The sequence below is a fragment of the Streptomyces sp. BK239 genome (assembly GCF_004217285.1).
Taxonomy (GTDB): domain Bacteria; phylum Actinomycetota; class Actinomycetes; order Streptomycetales; family Streptomycetaceae; genus Streptomyces.
The window spans coordinates 99645-115570 of record NZ_SHKS01000006.1 but is presented as its reverse complement, the minus strand read 5'-3'; the positions used below and the strand labels follow the sequence as shown (position 1 = coordinate 115570).

The window sequence follows — 15926 nt, the reverse complement described above, 5'->3', positions numbered from 1 at the left end:
GGTGCGCGGACCGATTCGTGCGGAGAAAGCCGAGCCTACCCCCATCCCAACCCCCAAACGGGTGACTCGGGTCGCATCAACTCCGCGACCGGTCCGCTGACCTGGGTGTCAGCCCGCGCGTCTGTGCTGTTTGGGACGAGATCGTTTCTCGACGTACATGCGTTCGTCGGCCGACTTCAGGACCTCGTCGGCGGTCATCCCGCAGTGCGCCCAGCCGATGCCGAAGCTCGCGCCGACGCGGACGGCGCGGCCCTCGGCGCGGATCGGCTGGATGATCTCGTTGCGCAGGCGTACGGCGAGGTCCTGGGCGTCGGCCCGGCCGAGTCCGTCGGCCAGTATCACGAACTCGTCGCCGCCGAGCCGGGCGACGGTGTCGCCGTCGCGGACCCCGCCCGAAAGCCGCCGGGCGACCTCGATGAGGACCGCGTCGCCGGCGTTGTGCCCGAACCGGTCGTTGATCGACTTGAAGCCGTCGAGGTCGCAGAAGAGCACCGCGAGGCCCTTGGAGCCGTCGTCGCGGGCGCTTTCCTCGGGAGCGACGGTGTGCACGTGGTGGTCGTAGGCGTCGTACGCCTCGGCGCCGGCCGGCCGGTAGTCGAAACCGTGGTCCTGGGCGTCGAAGGCGGGGTGGCCGTAGGCGCTCTCCACGGTGTCCACGGCGTCCGTCGTGGACAGGGCTTCCATGGCGTCGAGGGCGGCGGGGTGGGCGGACTGGGGGCGCCGGCAGAGCCGGGCGGAGAGGCGGGAGCGCAGCTCGGCGGAGTTCGGCAGGCCGGTGAGGGAGTCGTGGGAGGCGCGGTGGGCGAGCTGGAGCTCGCGGCGCTTGCGCTCCTCTATGTCCTCGACGTGGGTGAGGAGGAAGCGGGGCCCGTCGGCGGCGTCGGCGACCACGGAGTTGCGCAGCGACACCCACACGTACGTGCCGTCACGGCGGCCGAGGCGCAGTTCGGCGCGGCCGCCCTCGGCGGAGGTGCGCAGCAGGGTGCCTATGTCCTCGGGGTGGACGAGGTCGGAGAAGGAGTAGCGGCGCATCGCGGAGGCGGGGCGGCCCAGCAGCCGGCACAGGGCGTCGTTGGTGCGCAGGATCCGCCCGTGCTGGTCGCCGCCCATCTCGGCGATGGCCATGCCGGAGGGGGCGTACTCGAAGGCCTGGCGGAAGGATTCCTCACTGGCGCGCAGCGCCTGCTGCTCGCGACCGAGCCTGACCAGCGCCCGCTGCATATTCGCGCGTAGACGTGCGTTGCTGAGGGCTATCGCCGCCTGGAACGCGTACATCTGGAGCGCTTCGCGGCCCCAGGCGCCGGGCCGGCGGCCGTTGCGCGGCCGGTCCACGGAGAGCACGCCGATCAGTTCGCCGCAGGAGCCGCCGCCGGGCGCGGCGGGCGTGTACATCGGCGCGAAGAGCCGGTCGGAGGGGTGCCACTCGTCCTCGAAGCGCGGCTCGGGGCCGTCGGTGTACCACTGCGGGACGTCGTCGTCGTCGAGGATCCAGCCCTCGGTGTGGGGTATGAAGACCAGGTCTCCCCAGGTCTCGCCCATGGTCAGGCGGCGTTCCCAGGACTCGCGCGAGCCGACCCGGCCGGTGATGAGGGCCTCGGCGGCGGGGTTGCCGGAGAAGGCGGCGACGACCAGGTCGCCGTCGGGGCGCACGAGGTTCACGCACGCCAGCTCGTAGCCCAGTGCGGTGACCACGCCGTCGGCGACGGTCTGCAGTGTGTCGGCCATGCTCCGTGCCGTGTTCATGTCGGCCATGACCTGGTGCAGCTGTCGCAGGGACGCAAGGCGGACATACGGCTCCGACTCGGTCTCCATGCTTCGCCCTCCCCCCGAGACTTCGCAGCGAATCAAGGGTTGTCTTCGGCGTGACGTCGTTGCTGTCGACGCTGTCGTTTCTGTTTCGATCCGCGCGTGACACGTGTCCCCTGTGTGTCGCGCTGTGTCGACGTTGTGCCTGTCTTCAGTAACGCCTCCGCCACTGAATCACAGCGCGCTCCCCACTCGGTACACAGGGTCAACAATTCACGCCTCTTGTGACTCAAGTCACATAAGAACGTGAACATTTGAGTGATGATTCTGCGTTTTTCCTGTGTCATTCCTGCGCGCATGACGCAGTGTGCCGCAGAGCCTACGGGAATCGGTCCCCGGACCTACGACCCCTCTCGGACGGAGGTCCGATGCGGGACGGCCCCGGCGGACACTAGCGTGCGGAACGTGCCTTCCCCCATGCCCCCCGAACTGCTCCCGCCCCACCCCGTCCCGGCCGCCCCGCCGGCCGCCGGGCATGCTGTGGGGGTGAGCGACGACGAGTTCCGCACCGCCCTGTCCCGGCTCGCCGGCGGGGTCGTCCTGGTGACCGCGCAGGAGCCGCCGCTGGACCCGGACGACCCGCTGGCGCCGCAGGGCGAGTACGCCGGCATGACGGCCACCGCCTTCCTGTCCGTCTCCTTGGACCCCCCACTGGTCCTGGTCAGCCTGCGCACGGGCTCCCGCATGGACGACGTGCTCGACGAACAGCCCCTGTGGGCGGTGTCCGTCCTCGCGGAGAGCCAGCGGCACATCGCCGGCCGCTTCGCCATGAAGGGACGCCTCAGCGACCGCCTCCTCTTCGAGGACATCCCGTACGTGACCGGCGAGGCCACCGGCGCGCCCCTGGTGGGCGGCGCGCTGTCCACCCTGGAATGCCGCACCGAGCAGCGGGTGACGGCGGGCGACCACACCCTGGTGATCGGACGCGTGCTGAGCGCGCGCGTGCCGAGCGCCGAAGGCGGCCCGCTGCTCTATTTCAAGGGCCGTTACCGGCAGTTGGGCTGACCCGGACTGAACGGTAATTCAGTGGCCCGCCGCGGATCGCCGCCTTAACGTGCCCGGATGACGACCTCCGCCACCCCCGCCGCGCCTTCTCCTTCCGGGTCTTCCCTCACACTCGAGGAAATCACCCGCGCGAATGTGGAAGCCGCGCTCGCCATTCAGGTCCGCCCCGAGCAGGAATTCGCGGTGTCCCCCGTCGCGAAGTCCCTAGCCGAGGCCTACGTGTACCAGGACGTCGCCTGGCCCCGCCTGATCGTCGACGCCGGCCGGCCCGTCGGCTTCCTGATGGCCTTCTTCGACATCGACTGGAAGCAGGACGGCGGCAGCCTGATCCGCTCCGGCCTGTGGCGGCTGAACATCGCCGCTACCGAACAGGGCCGCGGGTACGGCCGCTTCGCCGTCGAGTCCGTCGCCGCCGAGATCCGCCGCCGTGGCGGACGCCGGTTGTACGTCACCTGGCACCCCGGCCCGCACGGCCCCGAGCGCTTCTACCAGAACCTGGGCTTCAAGGACACGGGCGAGAAGAGCGAGGGGGAGACGGTGGGTGTGCTGGAACTGGGCTGACAGCGGGCGCACGGGCTGGAGCCTTCGCGGCTGCGCCCACGTCAGGCCAGGCCAGGTCAGGTCAGGTCAGGACCAGTCTCGGCTGGTCCTGCCGCGCTTGGTCTCAGAACGCTGCTTCTTCTCCCGCAGCCGGCGCTCGTTGATGCCCCGCGGGATGCGGGTCGGGCGGCGCGGCTTCGGCGGGGGCGCGGTCGCCTCGGCGAGCAGGGCGGTGAGGCGCACCAGGGCGGCCTCGCGGTTGCGCCACTGCGAGCGGTGCTCGGAGGAGCGGACGCTGACGACCCCGTCGACGAGCCGACCGGCCAGCCGCTCCAGGGCCCGCGCCTTCCACACCTCGGGCAGCGCCTCGGTCGACGCGAGGTCGAAGCGCAGCTCCACCTGCGAGTCGCTGGTGTTGACGTGCTGGCCACCCGGCCCCGACGACCGCGAGAAACGCCACATGAGCTCGGCCTCGGGCAGTGAGACGGAGCCGCGGATGATGTGTCGCCCGGGGGTCGGACCCCCAGGCCCCCGAGAGGAACCGGACATGACGTCCATGTTCCCGGCTGTGACCCGTCCACGTCACCCGAATATCCGACTGGGTTCCCGAGGGCCGCGGGCCGCCCGTGCGGCCGTCCGTGTGACCGTCGGCGGAACCGTCGGTAAAGAAAGCAAAGACACGGGAACCTTGGACATCCCGCACGGCGTTCATAGGGGTAGCTGTAGCTTCGTGGCGCACGAAGCCTCTACGCAACGAGGGAAAGGACTCCCATGGCTGTAAGCCTGTCCAAGGGTGGCAACGTCTCGCTCACCAAGGAGGCTCCGGGCCTGACCGCCGTCACCGTGGGCCTCGGCTGGGACGTCCGCACCACCACCGGCACGGACTTCGACCTCGACGCCTCCGCGATCGCGGTCAACCCCCAGGGCAAGGTCTACTCGGACGCCCACTTCGTCTTCTTCAACAACAAGCAGACCCCCGACAACTCCATCGTCCACACCGGTGACAACCGCACCGGCGAAGGCGCGGGCGACGACGAGGCGATCAACGTCAACCTGGCGGCCCTCCCCGCCGACATCGACAAGATCGTCTTCCCGGTCTCCATCTACGACGCGGAGAACCGCTCGCAGAACTTCGGCCAGGTCCGCAACGCCTACATCCGCATCGTCAACCAGGCCGGCGGCGCGGAAGTCGCCCGCTACGACCTGTCGGAGGACGCGGCCACCGAGACGGCCATGGTCTTCGGCGAGCTGTACCGCAACGGCGCGGAGTGGAAGTTCCGCGCGGTCGGCCAGGGCTACGCCTCGGGCCTGGTCGGCATCGCCCAGGACTTCGGCGTCAACGTCTGACCCGCACCCCTGCGGCACCCCGGTGCCACGCCTGAGCGAGCATCACGTCTCGCGGAGCCCCCGGCCGAAAAGCCGGGGGCTCCGGCGTGCCCGGCGGAAGCCACCCCCGCGTCTCCCGAAGGGCGAGACCCCGTCACGCCCGCTCCGGCTTGCCCTCCCCGTACAGCCAGTCCCGCCAGACGGGGCGGAAGTCCTTGTCCGGCGCCTGCTTCTCCACGAAGGCCGTGAACTGCTCCGTCGTGGCGTTGCCGTGACGGTGGGCGGCGGTCCAGCCCTGGACCAGATCGAAGAAGGCGTCGTCGCCCACGGTCTGCCGGATCTTGTGGATCACCATCGCGCCACGCTGATAGACGGGCCCCTGCGCCGAGATGTCCTCGGCGCCAGGCGGCACCGCCGGCGGGAAGGACCACAAATCCTCGAACGACTCCTCGCCCTCGTCGTACAGCTCCTGAAAGGTCTGCTCGGCGGTGGGGCCGCCCTCGTCCTCCGTCCACAGCCACTGCGCGTAGGTGGCGAACCCCTCGTTGAGCCACATGTCACGCCAGGTCCGCGGCGTCACGGAGTCACCGAACCACTGATGGGCGATCTCATGGACGAGCAGCGAGGCATCGGGCGGGCCGGGGAACACAGGACGGTTCTGCGTCTCCAGGGCGTACTTGACGTCGTCCGGGCGGTCGACGATCGCACCGGCGGAGGAGAAGGGATACGGCCCGAAGTTGAACGCCGCCCACTCCAGCACCTCCGGCAACCGGGCGAGCGCCTCACGACCACGGGCGGCCTGGGTCGAGTCCACGGCGACGTACAGGGGCGGCCCGTCCCCGGCAGCGGGCCGGCTGATGTCGTACCGGCCGACGGCGACCGTGGCCAGATAGCTCGCCATCGGCTCCGCGGTGTGCCAGGAGAAGGCGGTACGCCCACCGGCGGTCCGCTCACCCCGCAACTCACCGTTGGAGACGGCGGTGAGCCCCTCGGGCACGCTCACCGTGATGTCGTACGACGCCTTGTCGGAAGGGTGGTGATTGCCCGGGAACCACGCCATGGAGCCGGTCGGCTCGCCCAACGCCAAGGCGCCGTCGGCCGTGCGCAGCCAGCCCTCCTCCGAACCGTCGGGATCGGTGATCACAGCCGGACGCCCCCCGTAGCGCACGGACGTCTCGAACATCGCGCCCTCCGCCAGCCGGGCGGGCGGGCGGACGATCAACTCCTGGCCCTCATGGTCGAAGGACGCCTCCTTGCCCTCGACCGTGACCCCCTCGACCTCCAGCCCCTTCAGATCGAGGTGAAACCCGTCCAGCGCCCGGGTGGCCCGGGCCGTGATCCGGGCGGTGCCGGACAGCCGACGCGTGGCCGGATCGTAGGCCAGGTCCAAGGCGTAGTGCGTGACGTCGTAACCACCGTTGCCGGCCTTCGGGAAGTACGGGTCCCCCACCCCCGAAGAACCCTCGGCATCGCCCCGTTCCCCTCCGTCACACGCCCCCAGACATAACGCGAGCACCGGAACGACAACCCCCGCGGCAGCGGCCCGGACAAGCCGCACAGTTCGGTACATGCCGGCGATCCTATGCGCAGCCGTTCGACCGGACACCTGATCGCACCCACCTCATGACACCATCGCCTACGTGCTCGACATCGGCTACGCCCTCTCCAACCGGTTCCCCGACCCCCCGCAGACCGACTACCGCCGCGCGGACGTCCGGGCACTGCGGCACGACCTGTTCTGCGGAGACGTCTACCTCGCCGACACCAAGGCGGACCGCGAGCTGTCCACAGCCTGGGGATGGGTGCCCGTACTGGACTTCGCGTGGGCGCTGTGCGACATCGCCGAACACCTCGACCGCGACCCGGCGGGCTCCCGCGCCTCCCGCCCCCAGCACGCGGAGCTGGACTTCACCGAATCCACGGACCGCATGCTCTTCGAACGCCGCTTCGGATGGGTGGACATCGAAGCCGACTGGATGCCGGCTGAAGAACCGCCGCTGACCTTCTCCCACTCCGAACTCCGGCGTGAGGCCCGTGACTTCCTGCACGACCTGATCGCCGACCTCGCCGACCTCCACGAGGACCTCGCCGACAACCCCGCGATCTGGACCCTCCAGGCACGCTTCCCCCGTATCAGCTGACCCCGCCCCGCCTCAGCCCTCCACCCTGATCCCCAGCTCCGCAGCCAGCGCAGGTGCCAGATCCAGCAGTTGGGCCGCACTGATCACCGCGCCCGACAGACGGTCCAGACCGCCCGCGAGACCCAGCTCCGCCGCACCCCGGAAGTCCACGTCCTTCAGGACCGCGGCGGTGAAATCAGCGGCCTTCAGCGCACAGTCCACGAACTCCACCCGCTCCAGCCGCGCACCTCCGAAATCAGGCTCCACCAGCACACAGCCCTCGAACACCACATCCCGCAACCGCGCCTGCCGCAGATTCAGAAAGTCGATCTTGCCGCCGCGCACCGACACCCGCTCCAGAACCGCCCCGTGCAACTGGACGCCACCCAGCCGCGCGTCGACGACCTCGACATCCCGCAGCGTCGCATCGGCCAGCTCCGTGCCCACGCCCCGCACCCCGGTGAGCACCGAATCGAGGAAGCGGGCGTGATGCAGCCGCGTCCCGTCCAACGCGCACTCTCTCAGCGCGCAGTCCATGAAACGCGCCCCCGCGCCGTCCTGCCGCGCGAGATCCGCCCCCACGAACTCCAACCCGTCGTAATCCCCGTCAGGCTCCACCTCCCCTCCCCCGTACGGCTCCAACGACGCCGGCAACCGCACCTCCGGCCGCCGAGCACCCTTCACCACGCTCCCGCCGGCCGCACGCCCCGCACCGGCCCCGCCGACACCTGTCCTCGCCATGCCCCCATCCTGCACCCCACCACTGACAAACCCCCCGACCAGCACAGACACCGGGATGTCACAAACCAGGGCCCCGAACCGGTCGTATCCACAAGACCCCAGCACACCGACCGAAGGAGAGCCCGTGCACCGCATCACCGTCATCGGCGGCGGCCTCGCCGGCCTCACCGCCGCCATCGCCGCCGCGGAGGCGGGCGCCGAAGTCACCCTCCACGAAGCCCACCACACCCTCGGCGGGCGAGCCAGGACCACAGACGGCCGCTACCGGACGAACGAAGGCCCGCACGCCCTCTACAACGGCGGCCCCCACTGGACCTGGCTCGCCCGACGCGACCTCATCGGGCCCCTCGCACCCCTGCCGCCCCTGGAAGCCACCCGCCTCCGCCTCCGCCACCACGGCGCCCTCCGCCGCACCCCGCCCCTCGCGATGCTGAGACTCCTGCACCGCGCCGCCCGCCACCACGCACCCGTGGACACCGACTTCCTCACCTGGGCGACCGAGCTGGCCGGCGAGGACGGCGCCCGCGCCGCCGCCCACTACAGCGCCGTCGCCCTCTTCCACCACGACCCCGGCGCCCTGTCCGCCGCCTTCGTCCACGAGCGCCTGCGCCGCGCCACCAAACTCCCGCCCGAAGCGCACTATCCGCGCGGCGGCTGGACGACCCTCATCGACCGCATGGCCACCCACGCCTGGAACCTCGGCGTCCGCCTGGAGACCCAGTCCCGCGTCGACACCCTCCCCGACGACACCCCCGTGATCGTCGCCACCTCCCTCGACGCCGCCCGCCGACTGCTCAAGGACGACTCCCTCACCTGGCCCAGCGGCCGCACCGCACTCATCGACCTCGCCCTGCGCACCCACTCGGCCGGAAGGACCCCCGCCCGCGACGTCTTCGCCCTCTCCGACCTCGACGCACCCGGCTGGATCGAACGATTCACCGCCCAGGACCGCACCCTCGCCCCCGCCGGTGAGCAACTGATCCAAGGCCAGATCCCGATCGCCCCGCACGAAACCAAAGCCGACGGCATCGCACGCGCGGAACAGCTCCTCGACCTCGGCTTCCCCGACTGGCGCGAACGCCTCACCTGGCGACGCGAGGCGATCTCCACCGGCCGCACCGGCGCGGTCGACCCACCCGGCACGAACTGGCGCGACCGCCCCGCCATCGACCGCGGCGACGACGTCTACCTGGCCGGCGACCAGGTGGCCTCACCCGGCGTGCTCTGCGAAGTCTCCTTCACCAGCGCCCTCACCGCCGTCTCCCTCGCCCTCGGCCGCACCCGCCGCGAACGCGAACCCGCATGAGACCGACGAACGGGCAGACCCCCGAGCGGCCCCGCCCCGCATGCGCCCCCGCCCCGGGCGTGATCTTCTGGCCAGGTGATCGTCCACAGGGCAGGTGAGCCCGCGCCGGCCCCCGTCCCCGCCCCCGAGCCCGACCCCCAGCCCACCCCGGACCCCCGCCGCTGGTGGGCCCTGGTGGTCATCGCGCTCGCACAGCTCATGGTCGTCCTCGACGCCACGATCGTGAACATCGCGCTCCCCTCCGCGCAACACGACCTCGGCATCACCGACGGCAACCGCCAATGGGTCATCACCGCCTACTCACTGGCCTTCGGCGGCCTCCTCCTCCTCGGCGGCCGCATCGCCGACCTCGTCGGCCGCAAACGCACCTTCGTCCTCGGCCTCGTCGGCTTCGCGCTCGCCTCGATCTTCGGCGGCGCCGCCACCGGCCCCGGCACGCTGTTCGCCGCCCGCGCCCTCCAAGGCGTCTTCGCCGCCGTCCTCGCCCCCTCCGCGCTCAGCCTCCTCACCACCACCTTCACCGACCCCGAGGAACGCGCCAAAGCATTCGGCACCTACGGCACGCTCTCCGCCAGCGGCGCAGCCATCGGCTTCATCGTCGGCGGACTCCTCACCCAGTACCTGAACTGGCGCTGGTGCCTCTACGTCAACGTCCCCCTCGCCATCGCCGCGGTCTGCATCGCCCTCACCGTCCTGCGCGACCGCCCCGGCCCCACCGCCGCCCGCCTCGACGTGCCCGGCGTCCTGCTCGGCTGCGGCGGCCTCATCTCCATCGTCTACGCCGTCAGCGAGGCCCAGCCACGCGGCTGGAGCGACCCCCTCGTGCCCACCCTCCTCGCCACCGGGATCACACTCCTGACGGTGTTCGTCTGGTGGCAGACCCGCGCACCGGTACCCCTGCTGCCCCTGCACATCGTCCGGGACCGCAACCGCGCCGGCTGCTTCCTCACCATGGCCCTCGCCGTCGTAGGCATGTTCGGCATGTTCCTCTTCATGACCTACTACCTCCAAGTGGTCCTGGAGTACTCCCCCCTGCAAACAGGACTCGCGTTCCTCCCCCTCACCGCCTCCATCGTCACCGGCTCCACCCAGATCTCCGCCCGGCTCATCAACCGCGTCCCACCCCGCATGCTCATGGCACCCGGCATGACCCTCGCGGCCGGCGGCATGCTCGTCCTCACCCGCATGACCGTGGACAGCGTCTACGCCACCCAGATCCTCCCCGCACTCGTCCTCATGGGCCTCGGCATGGGCCTCACCTTCATGCCCGTCTTCTCCACAGCCACCGCCGGCGTCGACCCCCAAGACGCCGGAGTCACATCGGCCACCGTCAACACCTCACAACAAGTAGGAGGCTCGATCGGCACCACACTGCTCAACACCATCGCCACCACCAGCGCCACCGCGTACGCCGGCGCCCACCTCACCGACCACGCCGACCGAGCACGCATCGCCGCGGAGGCCACCGTGCACGGCTACACCGTCGCCATCTGGTGCGCCGCCGCCATCATGCTCACCGCCGCCCTCGTGGCGGGCCTGATGGTCACCGGCAGACCCACCCGCCACCACGTCCCGACCGAACAACCGGCCCTGCCCGAATCAATCACCTGAAACCACCCCCGCCCCAGCCGGAAACCGCGGGAAAACCGCGTGATACGGCACCCGCTCCGCCCTACCGTCCCAGGAATGATCGACGTTCCCGACGCACTGGCGACATCACAGGCCAAAGCCAACGGCGAGGCGGGACGAGCCTTCATCGCCGCACTGCCCGCACTCGCCGCGCACTTCCTCGAACGCTGGAACCTACGCCTCGACGGCACCCCCATGCACGGCCGATGCGCCCTGGTCCTGCCCGTCGCCTCCACCACCGACGGCGCCCACGCCGCCCTCAAACTCCAACCGGTCGACGACGAGAGCGCAGGCGAACCCGTCGCCCTGAGAACCTGGGCCGGCCAACGTGCCGTACGACTCCTGCGGCACGACGAACCCACCGGCGCCCTGCTCCTCGAACGCCTCGACCCCGCCCGCATGCTGACCCACGTCCCCGACCCCCACGAAGCGGTCCTCGTCATCGCCCGGCTACTGGCCGAACTGACCGCCGCCCCCGCACCCGCCGGCATGCGCCGCCTCGGCGACATCGCGGCCCGCATGCTGGAACGCACCCCGCACGCCCTGACCCGCGTCGAGGACCCCACCGCCCGCCGACAGCTCGCCGACTGCGCCGCCGCACTGCGGGAGGTCGCCGACGAACCCGGCGACCGGCTCCTCCACTGGGACCTCCACGACGGAAACGTCCTCGCCGCCGACCGCGCCCCCTGGCTCGCCATCGACCCCAAACCCCTCGCGGGTGACCCCGGCTTCGACCTCTGGCCCGCCCTCGCCAACCGCTTCGACCCGGCCGACGTCCGCTGGCGCTTCGACGCGATGACCGACGTCCTGTCCCTGGACCGCGCCCGGGCCCGCGCCTGGATCCTGGCCCGCCTCCTCCAGAACGCCCTCTGGGACATCGAGAACGGCGACCGCCCCTCCGCACAGGACCTGGAGATCGCCCACCGCCTCGGCGACGACCGCGCAGGCCCGGGAAGGCGGCCATGACCACGCCGCACACATGGAGAAGCCCAGGCCAAACACTGCTTGACCTGGGCTGCTGAGCCGCCTGTCGGAATCGAACCGACGACCTGCGCATTACAAGTACGCTGCTCTGCCAACTGAGCTAAGGCGGCATCACGCGCTACAAGGCCGCACGCGAAGGCGGGACCACTTTACACAGGCGCCGCTTCACCCAGCCACGGAGTTGCCGTCCCGGAGAACGGCCCGGGGGTCCGGAGCCGGACGCCCTCGAAAATTTCCGTGAAGTTCACAGGCCCGCAGGTGCTGACAGGGCGGCGGTGTCCGGGTACCGTCCTGAGCCAGTTCACTCCGGTGGACTACACCAACCACCTTCCTACAACGGATCGTCCGGCACGTTCCTGCCGGTAGAAGGGGGCCTTCGAGCCATGGCCACTGTCACTTTCGACAAGGCGACCCGGATCTACCCGGGTTCCACCAAGCCCGCCGTCGACGCACTCGACATCGCGATCGAGGACGGCGAGTTCCTCGTCCTGGTCGGCCCGTCGGGTTGCGGCAAGTCCACCTCGCTCCGGATGCTCGCGGGGCTCGAGGACGTCAACGGCGGCGCCATCCGCATCGGTGACCGCGACGTCACGCACCTGCCGCCGAAGGACCGGGACATCGCCATGGTGTTCCAGAACTACGCGCTCTACCCGCACATGACCGTCGCCGACAACATGGGCTTCGCGCTCAAGATCGCCGGCGTCAACAAGGCGGAGATCCGGCAGAAGGTCGAGGAGGCCGCGAAGATCCTCGACCTCACCGAGTACCTGGACCGCAAGCCGAAGGCCCTCTCCGGCGGCCAGCGCCAGCGTGTCGCGATGGGCCGCGCCATCGTGCGCGAGCCGCAGGTCTTCCTCATGGACGAGCCGCTGTCCAACCTGGACGCCAAGCTCCGTGTCTCCACGCGTACGCAGATCGCCTCGCTGCAGCGCCGTCTCGGCATCACCACCGTCTACGTCACCCACGACCAGGTCGAGGCCATGACGATGGGCGACCGTGTGGCGGTCCTCAAGGACGGTCTGCTCCAGCAGGTCGACACCCCGCGCAACATGTACGACCGTCCCGCGAACCTCTTCGTGGCCGGCTTCATCGGCTCGCCGGCGATGAACCTCGTCGAGGTGCCGATCGCCGACGGCGGCGTGAAGTTCGGCAACTCGGTCGTGCCGGTCCAGCGCGACGCGATCTCGGCGACCACCGACAAGACGGTCACCGTCGGCGTCCGCCCCGAGCACTTCGACGTCGCCGGCCCGGAGTCCGACCTGGGCCTCGCGGTCACCGTGAACGTGGTCGAGGAGCTGGGCGCCGACGCCTACGTCTATGGCACCGCCAAGCTCGGCGGCGACGACTCCAAGGACCTCGTCGTCCGTGTCAGCGGCCGTGACGTCCCGGAGAAGGGCAGCACGCTGCACGTCGTCCCGCGCGCGGGCGAGACCCACGTGTTCTCCACCTCGACGGGCGAGCGGCTCTCCGACTGACGTCGGACCGCTCCACAGCTTCAAGAGAAGGGCCCCGCGGCTGCCGCGGGGCCCTTCTCGTCGCCGTCGCCCACCCGGCGAACCCCGACACACCGGGTGTTTCGAACGGCACTCGTCAACCCCCTACCCAAAAAGAAGCACGCCTTCATCCCCCGACCGAGTGACTTAATGTCGCCGTGTCATTACGGCGCGCTACCCTCACACGCGTGAAGCACTCCGTGAAGCACTCCAGCACCCCTCAGACGCGACGCGGCCGGGGCCCCGCCCGGCGGATCGGTCGCTCCCTCGCCCTCGTCCTGCCCGTCGTCATGGTGCTCTCCGGCACCCTGGCGGTCACCCGGGTCAACTGGTCGGGGGACCCCTCGGATTCGGTGCTCACCGCCTCCGACGCCTCCGCCTCCACCGGGCACCGCACCTCCCACAGCGCCGTGAAGGCCCCGCAGGACATCCTGCGCGACCGGCTGCTGACCGAGCTCCACGACGAGAACCCGGGCGTCGCGCTGACCCACCTCCAGGAAGCGGTGAACGGCAAGCCGTCCCTGGCCAGGCACTGCGCCTCCATCGCCCGCGCCCTCGGCCGCGCGGCGGTCCGTCTCCACGGCCCCACCCGGGCGCAGTCCTACGCCCGGCCCGTCTGTGACACGTCCTTCGCCTCGGGAGTCATGGCGGCCCACAGCTGAGGCACGGCAGCGGGCGCACCCCTCCGGGTGAGCCCGCACGCCGCCACCCGCACCGCCCCCCGGATCGCGCCCCCGCGCGCCGGCGCGCGAAAACCCCCCGCGTACCCCACTCCGGCACCCGCGCCCACCTCTCCGTCGCCTCGGCGCCGTCACAGGCGGGCCATGCGGTCGTCAGCGTCGGCGACCGCACGGTTGAGGGAGACCACCGGCTTCGGCCCGAACTCCAAGAGGTCGTACCCCTCGTGGAACCGGTCCGCATGGGTCGGCGTCCTTCCATGAGTCCGCAAGATCGACTTCACTCAAGGACGCATCCATGACCGGCACGGCCGCCCGTTACCTTTATCTCGCCCGTCACGGCGAGGCATCGCCGGATGAGAGTGAATTGACGGATGCGGGCCGCCGCCAGGCCGCCCTGCTGGGGGAGCGGCTCCGTGGGGTCCCGCTGGCGGCGATACACCACGGCCCTCTCGCCCGTGCCGAACAGACCGCGCTGCTGGTCGGTGAGCAGCTCGACGGAGTTCCCTGCCGTCGTTCCGAAGCGGCTGGCGACTACCTCCCCTACCTGCCGACACGTGAGGAGCTGCCGCCGGAGGCAGCGGACGCCTGGATCGAGTTCCTGCAGCAGTTCACGGTCGAGGAACGCGAGCAGGGCCCCGGGCTCGCGGCGGCGGCACTCGCAGAGTTCACCGGGACTGTCGCCGGAGACGAACCGCGCCACGAGCTTGTCGTCACCCACAACTTCCTCGTCGGCTGGCTCATCCGAGCCGCCCTCGACGCGCCGAAGTGGCGATGGCTGGGCATCAACCATGCCAACGCGGCCCTGACCGTCATCCGCTACACACCTGATCGTCCCCCGGCGGTCCTCCTCTTCAACGACACCGGCCACCTCCCCGCCGAGCTCCGCTGGACCGGCTTCCCGCCGGAGCTCCACGTCTGAGGCCCGTAGATGAGATCGATGTCGATCCATCGCAGGAAGCACCTGATGTAGATCATGGTCCGAGGAGTCGGAGCACGTGTGGCCAACTGTCGGCCTTCGCTCGGGCGTTCGCTGTGCGGGTTCCACCCAAGTGGCTGCCGCCGCTGTCGGGGAGGTAGGGGAAGACCCCGACTGCGTGACCGGCCTTCGGATAGAGCAGGGCCCTGTGCTTGTGGCCGGTCGCGTTGCGTTCCTGTGCGATCGATTCGGCGGACGGGAGCGAGTTCCACACCGGGTCGTCGCCGCCGGCGATGGCCAGCACGGTGCCTCGGACGTGGTCGAGCGGAATGGGGATGAGCTGCAGGCCCTTGCCGTTCTTGGTCCATGCGGCCTGCCCTCGCCCGCATTCGAAGCAGCCGCGGTAATACGCTCTGTTGGTGTTGCGGCTGGGCATGTAGACCACGGCGTCGCGGACGAGGTCCGGATAGTACTGGGCCATCAGCTGAGCTGCTTCGGAGCCGCGGGATGCACCGATCACCACGAGACGCTGGGCATCGGCCTGCGGCTGGTTGCGCAGAAGCCGGGCGGCGGCGGCGAAGTACTCCAGGGAGATGGCGGCCAGGTTCTTGGGCCGTCCCTGGCAGTCGAAGTAGCACAGGGTCAGGGCAGGGTGGCCGCGGGAGGCCAGCAGGGCCGCCGCGAGCGGGTCGCCGAGGCCGCCCTCCGAGCCCCCGAGAAGCAGGACCGGCGCACGCCGGGGTCCGTGCGAGGGAGGCAGGAAGAGTTCCCCGCGCAGCTTGTCGTGGGCCACGGTGAGCTCCTTGCGGTGCACTCCGTTAATGGCCCATGTCCGGGTGAGCTGTCGCTCCGCGATGGTCCGGCTGCCTGCTTCGACCATGAGGCGCACCTGGTAGGAGGACACCTTTTGCGGATGTTCCGTGCGGAACCAGCTCTTGTCGGGATCGCCCTTGGCGGGGGTCATGGACCAGAACAGACCCATGCCGTCGGCTCCCCGATAGGTGCCTGCCTCGGGCTCGGCGTGATCCAGATCGACGATGCCCTTGTCGTCGGCGGTGAAGACGGCGCGCCCCGTCCAGGTCATGCCGTCGGCGTCGGTGGCGCGTGCTGTGACGGTGACTTCCTCGCCGGAGGCGAGCCCGCTGATCCGAGTGTGCACCGGCTCGTCCGCCAGACCAACCGGCTTGTCCAGATGAAGGGTGGCCGCCTGGCTGTGTGCGACGTCCGGTTCGCGGCCCCCGGAGCAGCCTGCGCCGGCCGGCAGGATCAACGCTAACGCTGCCGCGTAGGCTGCGGTTCGTCTTCTCGCTCTCTGCATGCGTGCAGTGTGATCGTCCGGTGTTCTCGCAGGGAAGGGGAGAAATAAGCACAGTGATTTCC

At 70.4% G+C, this 15926-nt stretch carries 16 protein-coding genes and 1 tRNA gene; 10 read left to right on the top strand and 7 right to left on the bottom strand.

The features are described 5' to 3' along the window. Positions 1 to 108 precede the first annotated feature (108 nt). The gene (cdgB, locus tag EV567_RS19810; protein WP_130441945.1) at positions 109 to 1812 is read right to left on the bottom strand and encodes a diguanylate cyclase CdgB; all 1704 of its coding nucleotides are present in this window, start codon (positions 1810 to 1812) and stop codon (positions 109 to 111) included. A 480-nt stretch (positions 1813 to 2292) separates the two neighbouring features. On the opposite strand from cdgB, the gene EV567_RS19805 reads away from it, so the two are divergent. After that, the gene (locus EV567_RS19805; protein ID WP_165430443.1) at positions 2293 to 2811 is read left to right on the top strand and encodes a flavin reductase family protein; all 519 of its coding nucleotides are present in this window, start codon (positions 2293 to 2295) and stop codon (positions 2809 to 2811) included. Positions 2812 to 2868: 57 nt separating this feature from the next. After that, positions 2869 to 3372 carry a GNAT family N-acetyltransferase gene (locus EV567_RS19800; protein ID WP_130441943.1) on the top strand — a complete coding sequence of 168 codons (504 nt, stop codon included), beginning with the start codon at positions 2869 to 2871 and terminating at the stop codon, positions 3370 to 3372. A 66-nt stretch (positions 3373 to 3438) separates the two neighbouring features. On the opposite strand, the gene arfB is transcribed toward EV567_RS19800, so the two are convergent. After that, positions 3439 to 3813 (bottom strand): alternative ribosome rescue aminoacyl-tRNA hydrolase ArfB, encoded by a 375-nt coding sequence (gene arfB, locus EV567_RS19795; RefSeq protein ID WP_242620909.1) that lies wholly within the window; start codon positions 3811 to 3813, stop codon positions 3439 to 3441. Positions 3814 to 4122: 309 nt separating this feature from the next. Here arfB and EV567_RS19790 point away from each other — a divergent pair, with 309 nt between their 5' ends. Then, positions 4123 to 4698, top strand: coding sequence for a TerD family protein (locus EV567_RS19790; protein WP_130441939.1), 576 nt, complete (start codon positions 4123 to 4125; stop codon positions 4696 to 4698). Between the two features lie 133 nt (positions 4699 to 4831). Here EV567_RS19790 and EV567_RS19785 read toward each other — a convergent pair whose 3' ends face one another. Beyond that, positions 4832 to 6247, bottom strand: a complete 1416-nt coding sequence (locus EV567_RS19785) for a M1 family metallopeptidase (protein ID WP_130441937.1) — start codon at positions 6245 to 6247, stop codon at positions 4832 to 4834. Positions 6248 to 6317: 70 nt separating this feature from the next. Between EV567_RS19785 and EV567_RS19780 the strand changes: the two genes are divergently transcribed. Further along, on the top strand, positions 6318 to 6818 hold the full coding sequence (locus EV567_RS19780; protein ID WP_130441935.1) for a hypothetical protein: 501 nt from the start codon (positions 6318 to 6320) through the stop codon (positions 6816 to 6818). A gap of 12 nt (positions 6819 to 6830) precedes the next feature. On the opposite strand, the gene EV567_RS19775 is transcribed toward EV567_RS19780, so the two are convergent. Then, the gene (locus EV567_RS19775; protein ID WP_130441933.1) at positions 6831 to 7538 is read right to left on the bottom strand and encodes a pentapeptide repeat-containing protein; all 708 of its coding nucleotides are present in this window, start codon (positions 7536 to 7538) and stop codon (positions 6831 to 6833) included. Positions 7539 to 7662: 124 nt separating this feature from the next. Between EV567_RS19775 and EV567_RS19770 the strand changes: the two genes are divergently transcribed. The 3 genes from EV567_RS19770 to EV567_RS19760 all read left to right on the top strand — a co-directional run bounded on the left by EV567_RS19770 (position 7663) and on the right by EV567_RS19760 (position 11439). After that, positions 7663 to 8844, top strand: a complete 1182-nt coding sequence (locus tag EV567_RS19770) for an NAD(P)-binding protein (protein WP_130441931.1) — start codon at positions 7663 to 7665, stop codon at positions 8842 to 8844. A 75-nt stretch (positions 8845 to 8919) separates the two neighbouring features. Continuing rightward, entirely contained in the window at positions 8920 to 10455 is a 1536-nt protein-coding gene (locus tag EV567_RS19765; protein WP_242620908.1) for an MFS transporter, read from the top strand. Positions 10456 to 10530: 75 nt separating this feature from the next. Then, positions 10531 to 11439: an aminoglycoside phosphotransferase family protein gene (locus EV567_RS19760; RefSeq protein WP_130441929.1), complete on the top strand. Its 909-nt coding sequence runs from the start codon at positions 10531 to 10533 to the stop codon at positions 11437 to 11439. Between the two features lie 55 nt (positions 11440 to 11494). Here EV567_RS19760 and EV567_RS19755 read toward each other — a convergent pair. Next, positions 11495 to 11567, bottom strand: a tRNA-Thr gene (locus tag EV567_RS19755). 273 nt (positions 11568 to 11840) lie between these two features. Here EV567_RS19755 and EV567_RS19750 point away from each other — a divergent pair. Both EV567_RS19750 and EV567_RS19745 read left to right on the top strand, forming a co-directional pair. Next, positions 11841 to 12932, top strand: a complete 1092-nt coding sequence (locus EV567_RS19750) for an ABC transporter ATP-binding protein (RefSeq protein WP_130441927.1) — start codon at positions 11841 to 11843, stop codon at positions 12930 to 12932. A gap of 218 nt (positions 12933 to 13150) precedes the next feature. Then, a complete protein-coding gene (locus EV567_RS19745; RefSeq protein WP_130442586.1) occupies positions 13151 to 13612 on the top strand; it encodes a hypothetical protein in 462 nt (153 codons plus the stop codon). Positions 13613 to 13761: 149 nt separating this feature from the next. Here EV567_RS19745 and EV567_RS27890 read toward each other — a convergent pair whose 3' ends face one another. After that, entirely contained in the window at positions 13762 to 13899 is a 138-nt protein-coding gene (locus EV567_RS27890) for a hypothetical protein (RefSeq protein WP_165430434.1), read from the bottom strand. 26 nt (positions 13900 to 13925) lie between these two features. On the opposite strand from EV567_RS27890, the gene EV567_RS19740 reads away from it, so the two are divergent. Further along, on the top strand, positions 13926 to 14549 hold the full coding sequence (locus tag EV567_RS19740) for a histidine phosphatase family protein (RefSeq protein ID WP_130441925.1): 624 nt from the start codon (positions 13926 to 13928) through the stop codon (positions 14547 to 14549). A gap of 52 nt (positions 14550 to 14601) precedes the next feature. On the opposite strand, the gene EV567_RS19735 is transcribed toward EV567_RS19740, so the two are convergent. After that, a complete protein-coding gene (locus tag EV567_RS19735; protein WP_130441923.1) occupies positions 14602 to 15864 on the bottom strand; it encodes an acyl-CoA thioesterase/bile acid-CoA:amino acid N-acyltransferase family protein in 1263 nt (420 codons plus the stop codon). Positions 15865 to 15926: the final 62 nt, after the last annotated feature.

Bases quoted from the DNA above. Each gene is read 5' to 3' on its own strand.
- EV567_RS19800 (WP_130441943.1), top strand. From the start codon at position 2,869: ATGACGACCTCCGCCACCCCCGCCGCGCCTTCTCCTTCCGGGTCTTCC.
- EV567_RS19740 (WP_130441925.1), top strand. From the start codon at position 13,926: ATGACCGGCACGGCCGCCCGTTACCTTTATCTCGCCCGTCACGGCGAG.
- EV567_RS19760 (WP_130441929.1), top strand. From the start codon at position 10,531: ATGATCGACGTTCCCGACGCACTGGCGACATCACAGGCCAAAGCCAAC.
- EV567_RS19790 (WP_130441939.1), top strand. From the start codon at position 4,123: ATGGCTGTAAGCCTGTCCAAGGGTGGCAACGTCTCGCTCACCAAGGAG.
- EV567_RS19775 (WP_130441933.1), bottom strand. From the start codon at position 7,538: ATGGCGAGGACAGGTGTCGGCGGGGCCGGTGCGGGGCGTGCGGCCGGC.
- EV567_RS19735 (WP_130441923.1), bottom strand. From the start codon at position 15,864: ATGCAGAGAGCGAGAAGACGAACCGCAGCCTACGCGGCAGCGTTAGCG.
- arfB (WP_242620909.1), bottom strand. From the start codon at position 3,813: ATGTGGCGTTTCTCGCGGTCGTCGGGGCCGGGTGGCCAGCACGTCAAC.
- EV567_RS19750 (WP_130441927.1), top strand. From the start codon at position 11,841: ATGGCCACTGTCACTTTCGACAAGGCGACCCGGATCTACCCGGGTTCC.
- cdgB (WP_130441945.1), bottom strand. From the start codon at position 1,812: ATGGAGACCGAGTCGGAGCCGTATGTCCGCCTTGCGTCCCTGCGACAG.
- EV567_RS19785 (WP_130441937.1), bottom strand. From the start codon at position 6,247: ATGTACCGAACTGTGCGGCTTGTCCGGGCCGCTGCCGCGGGGGTTGTC.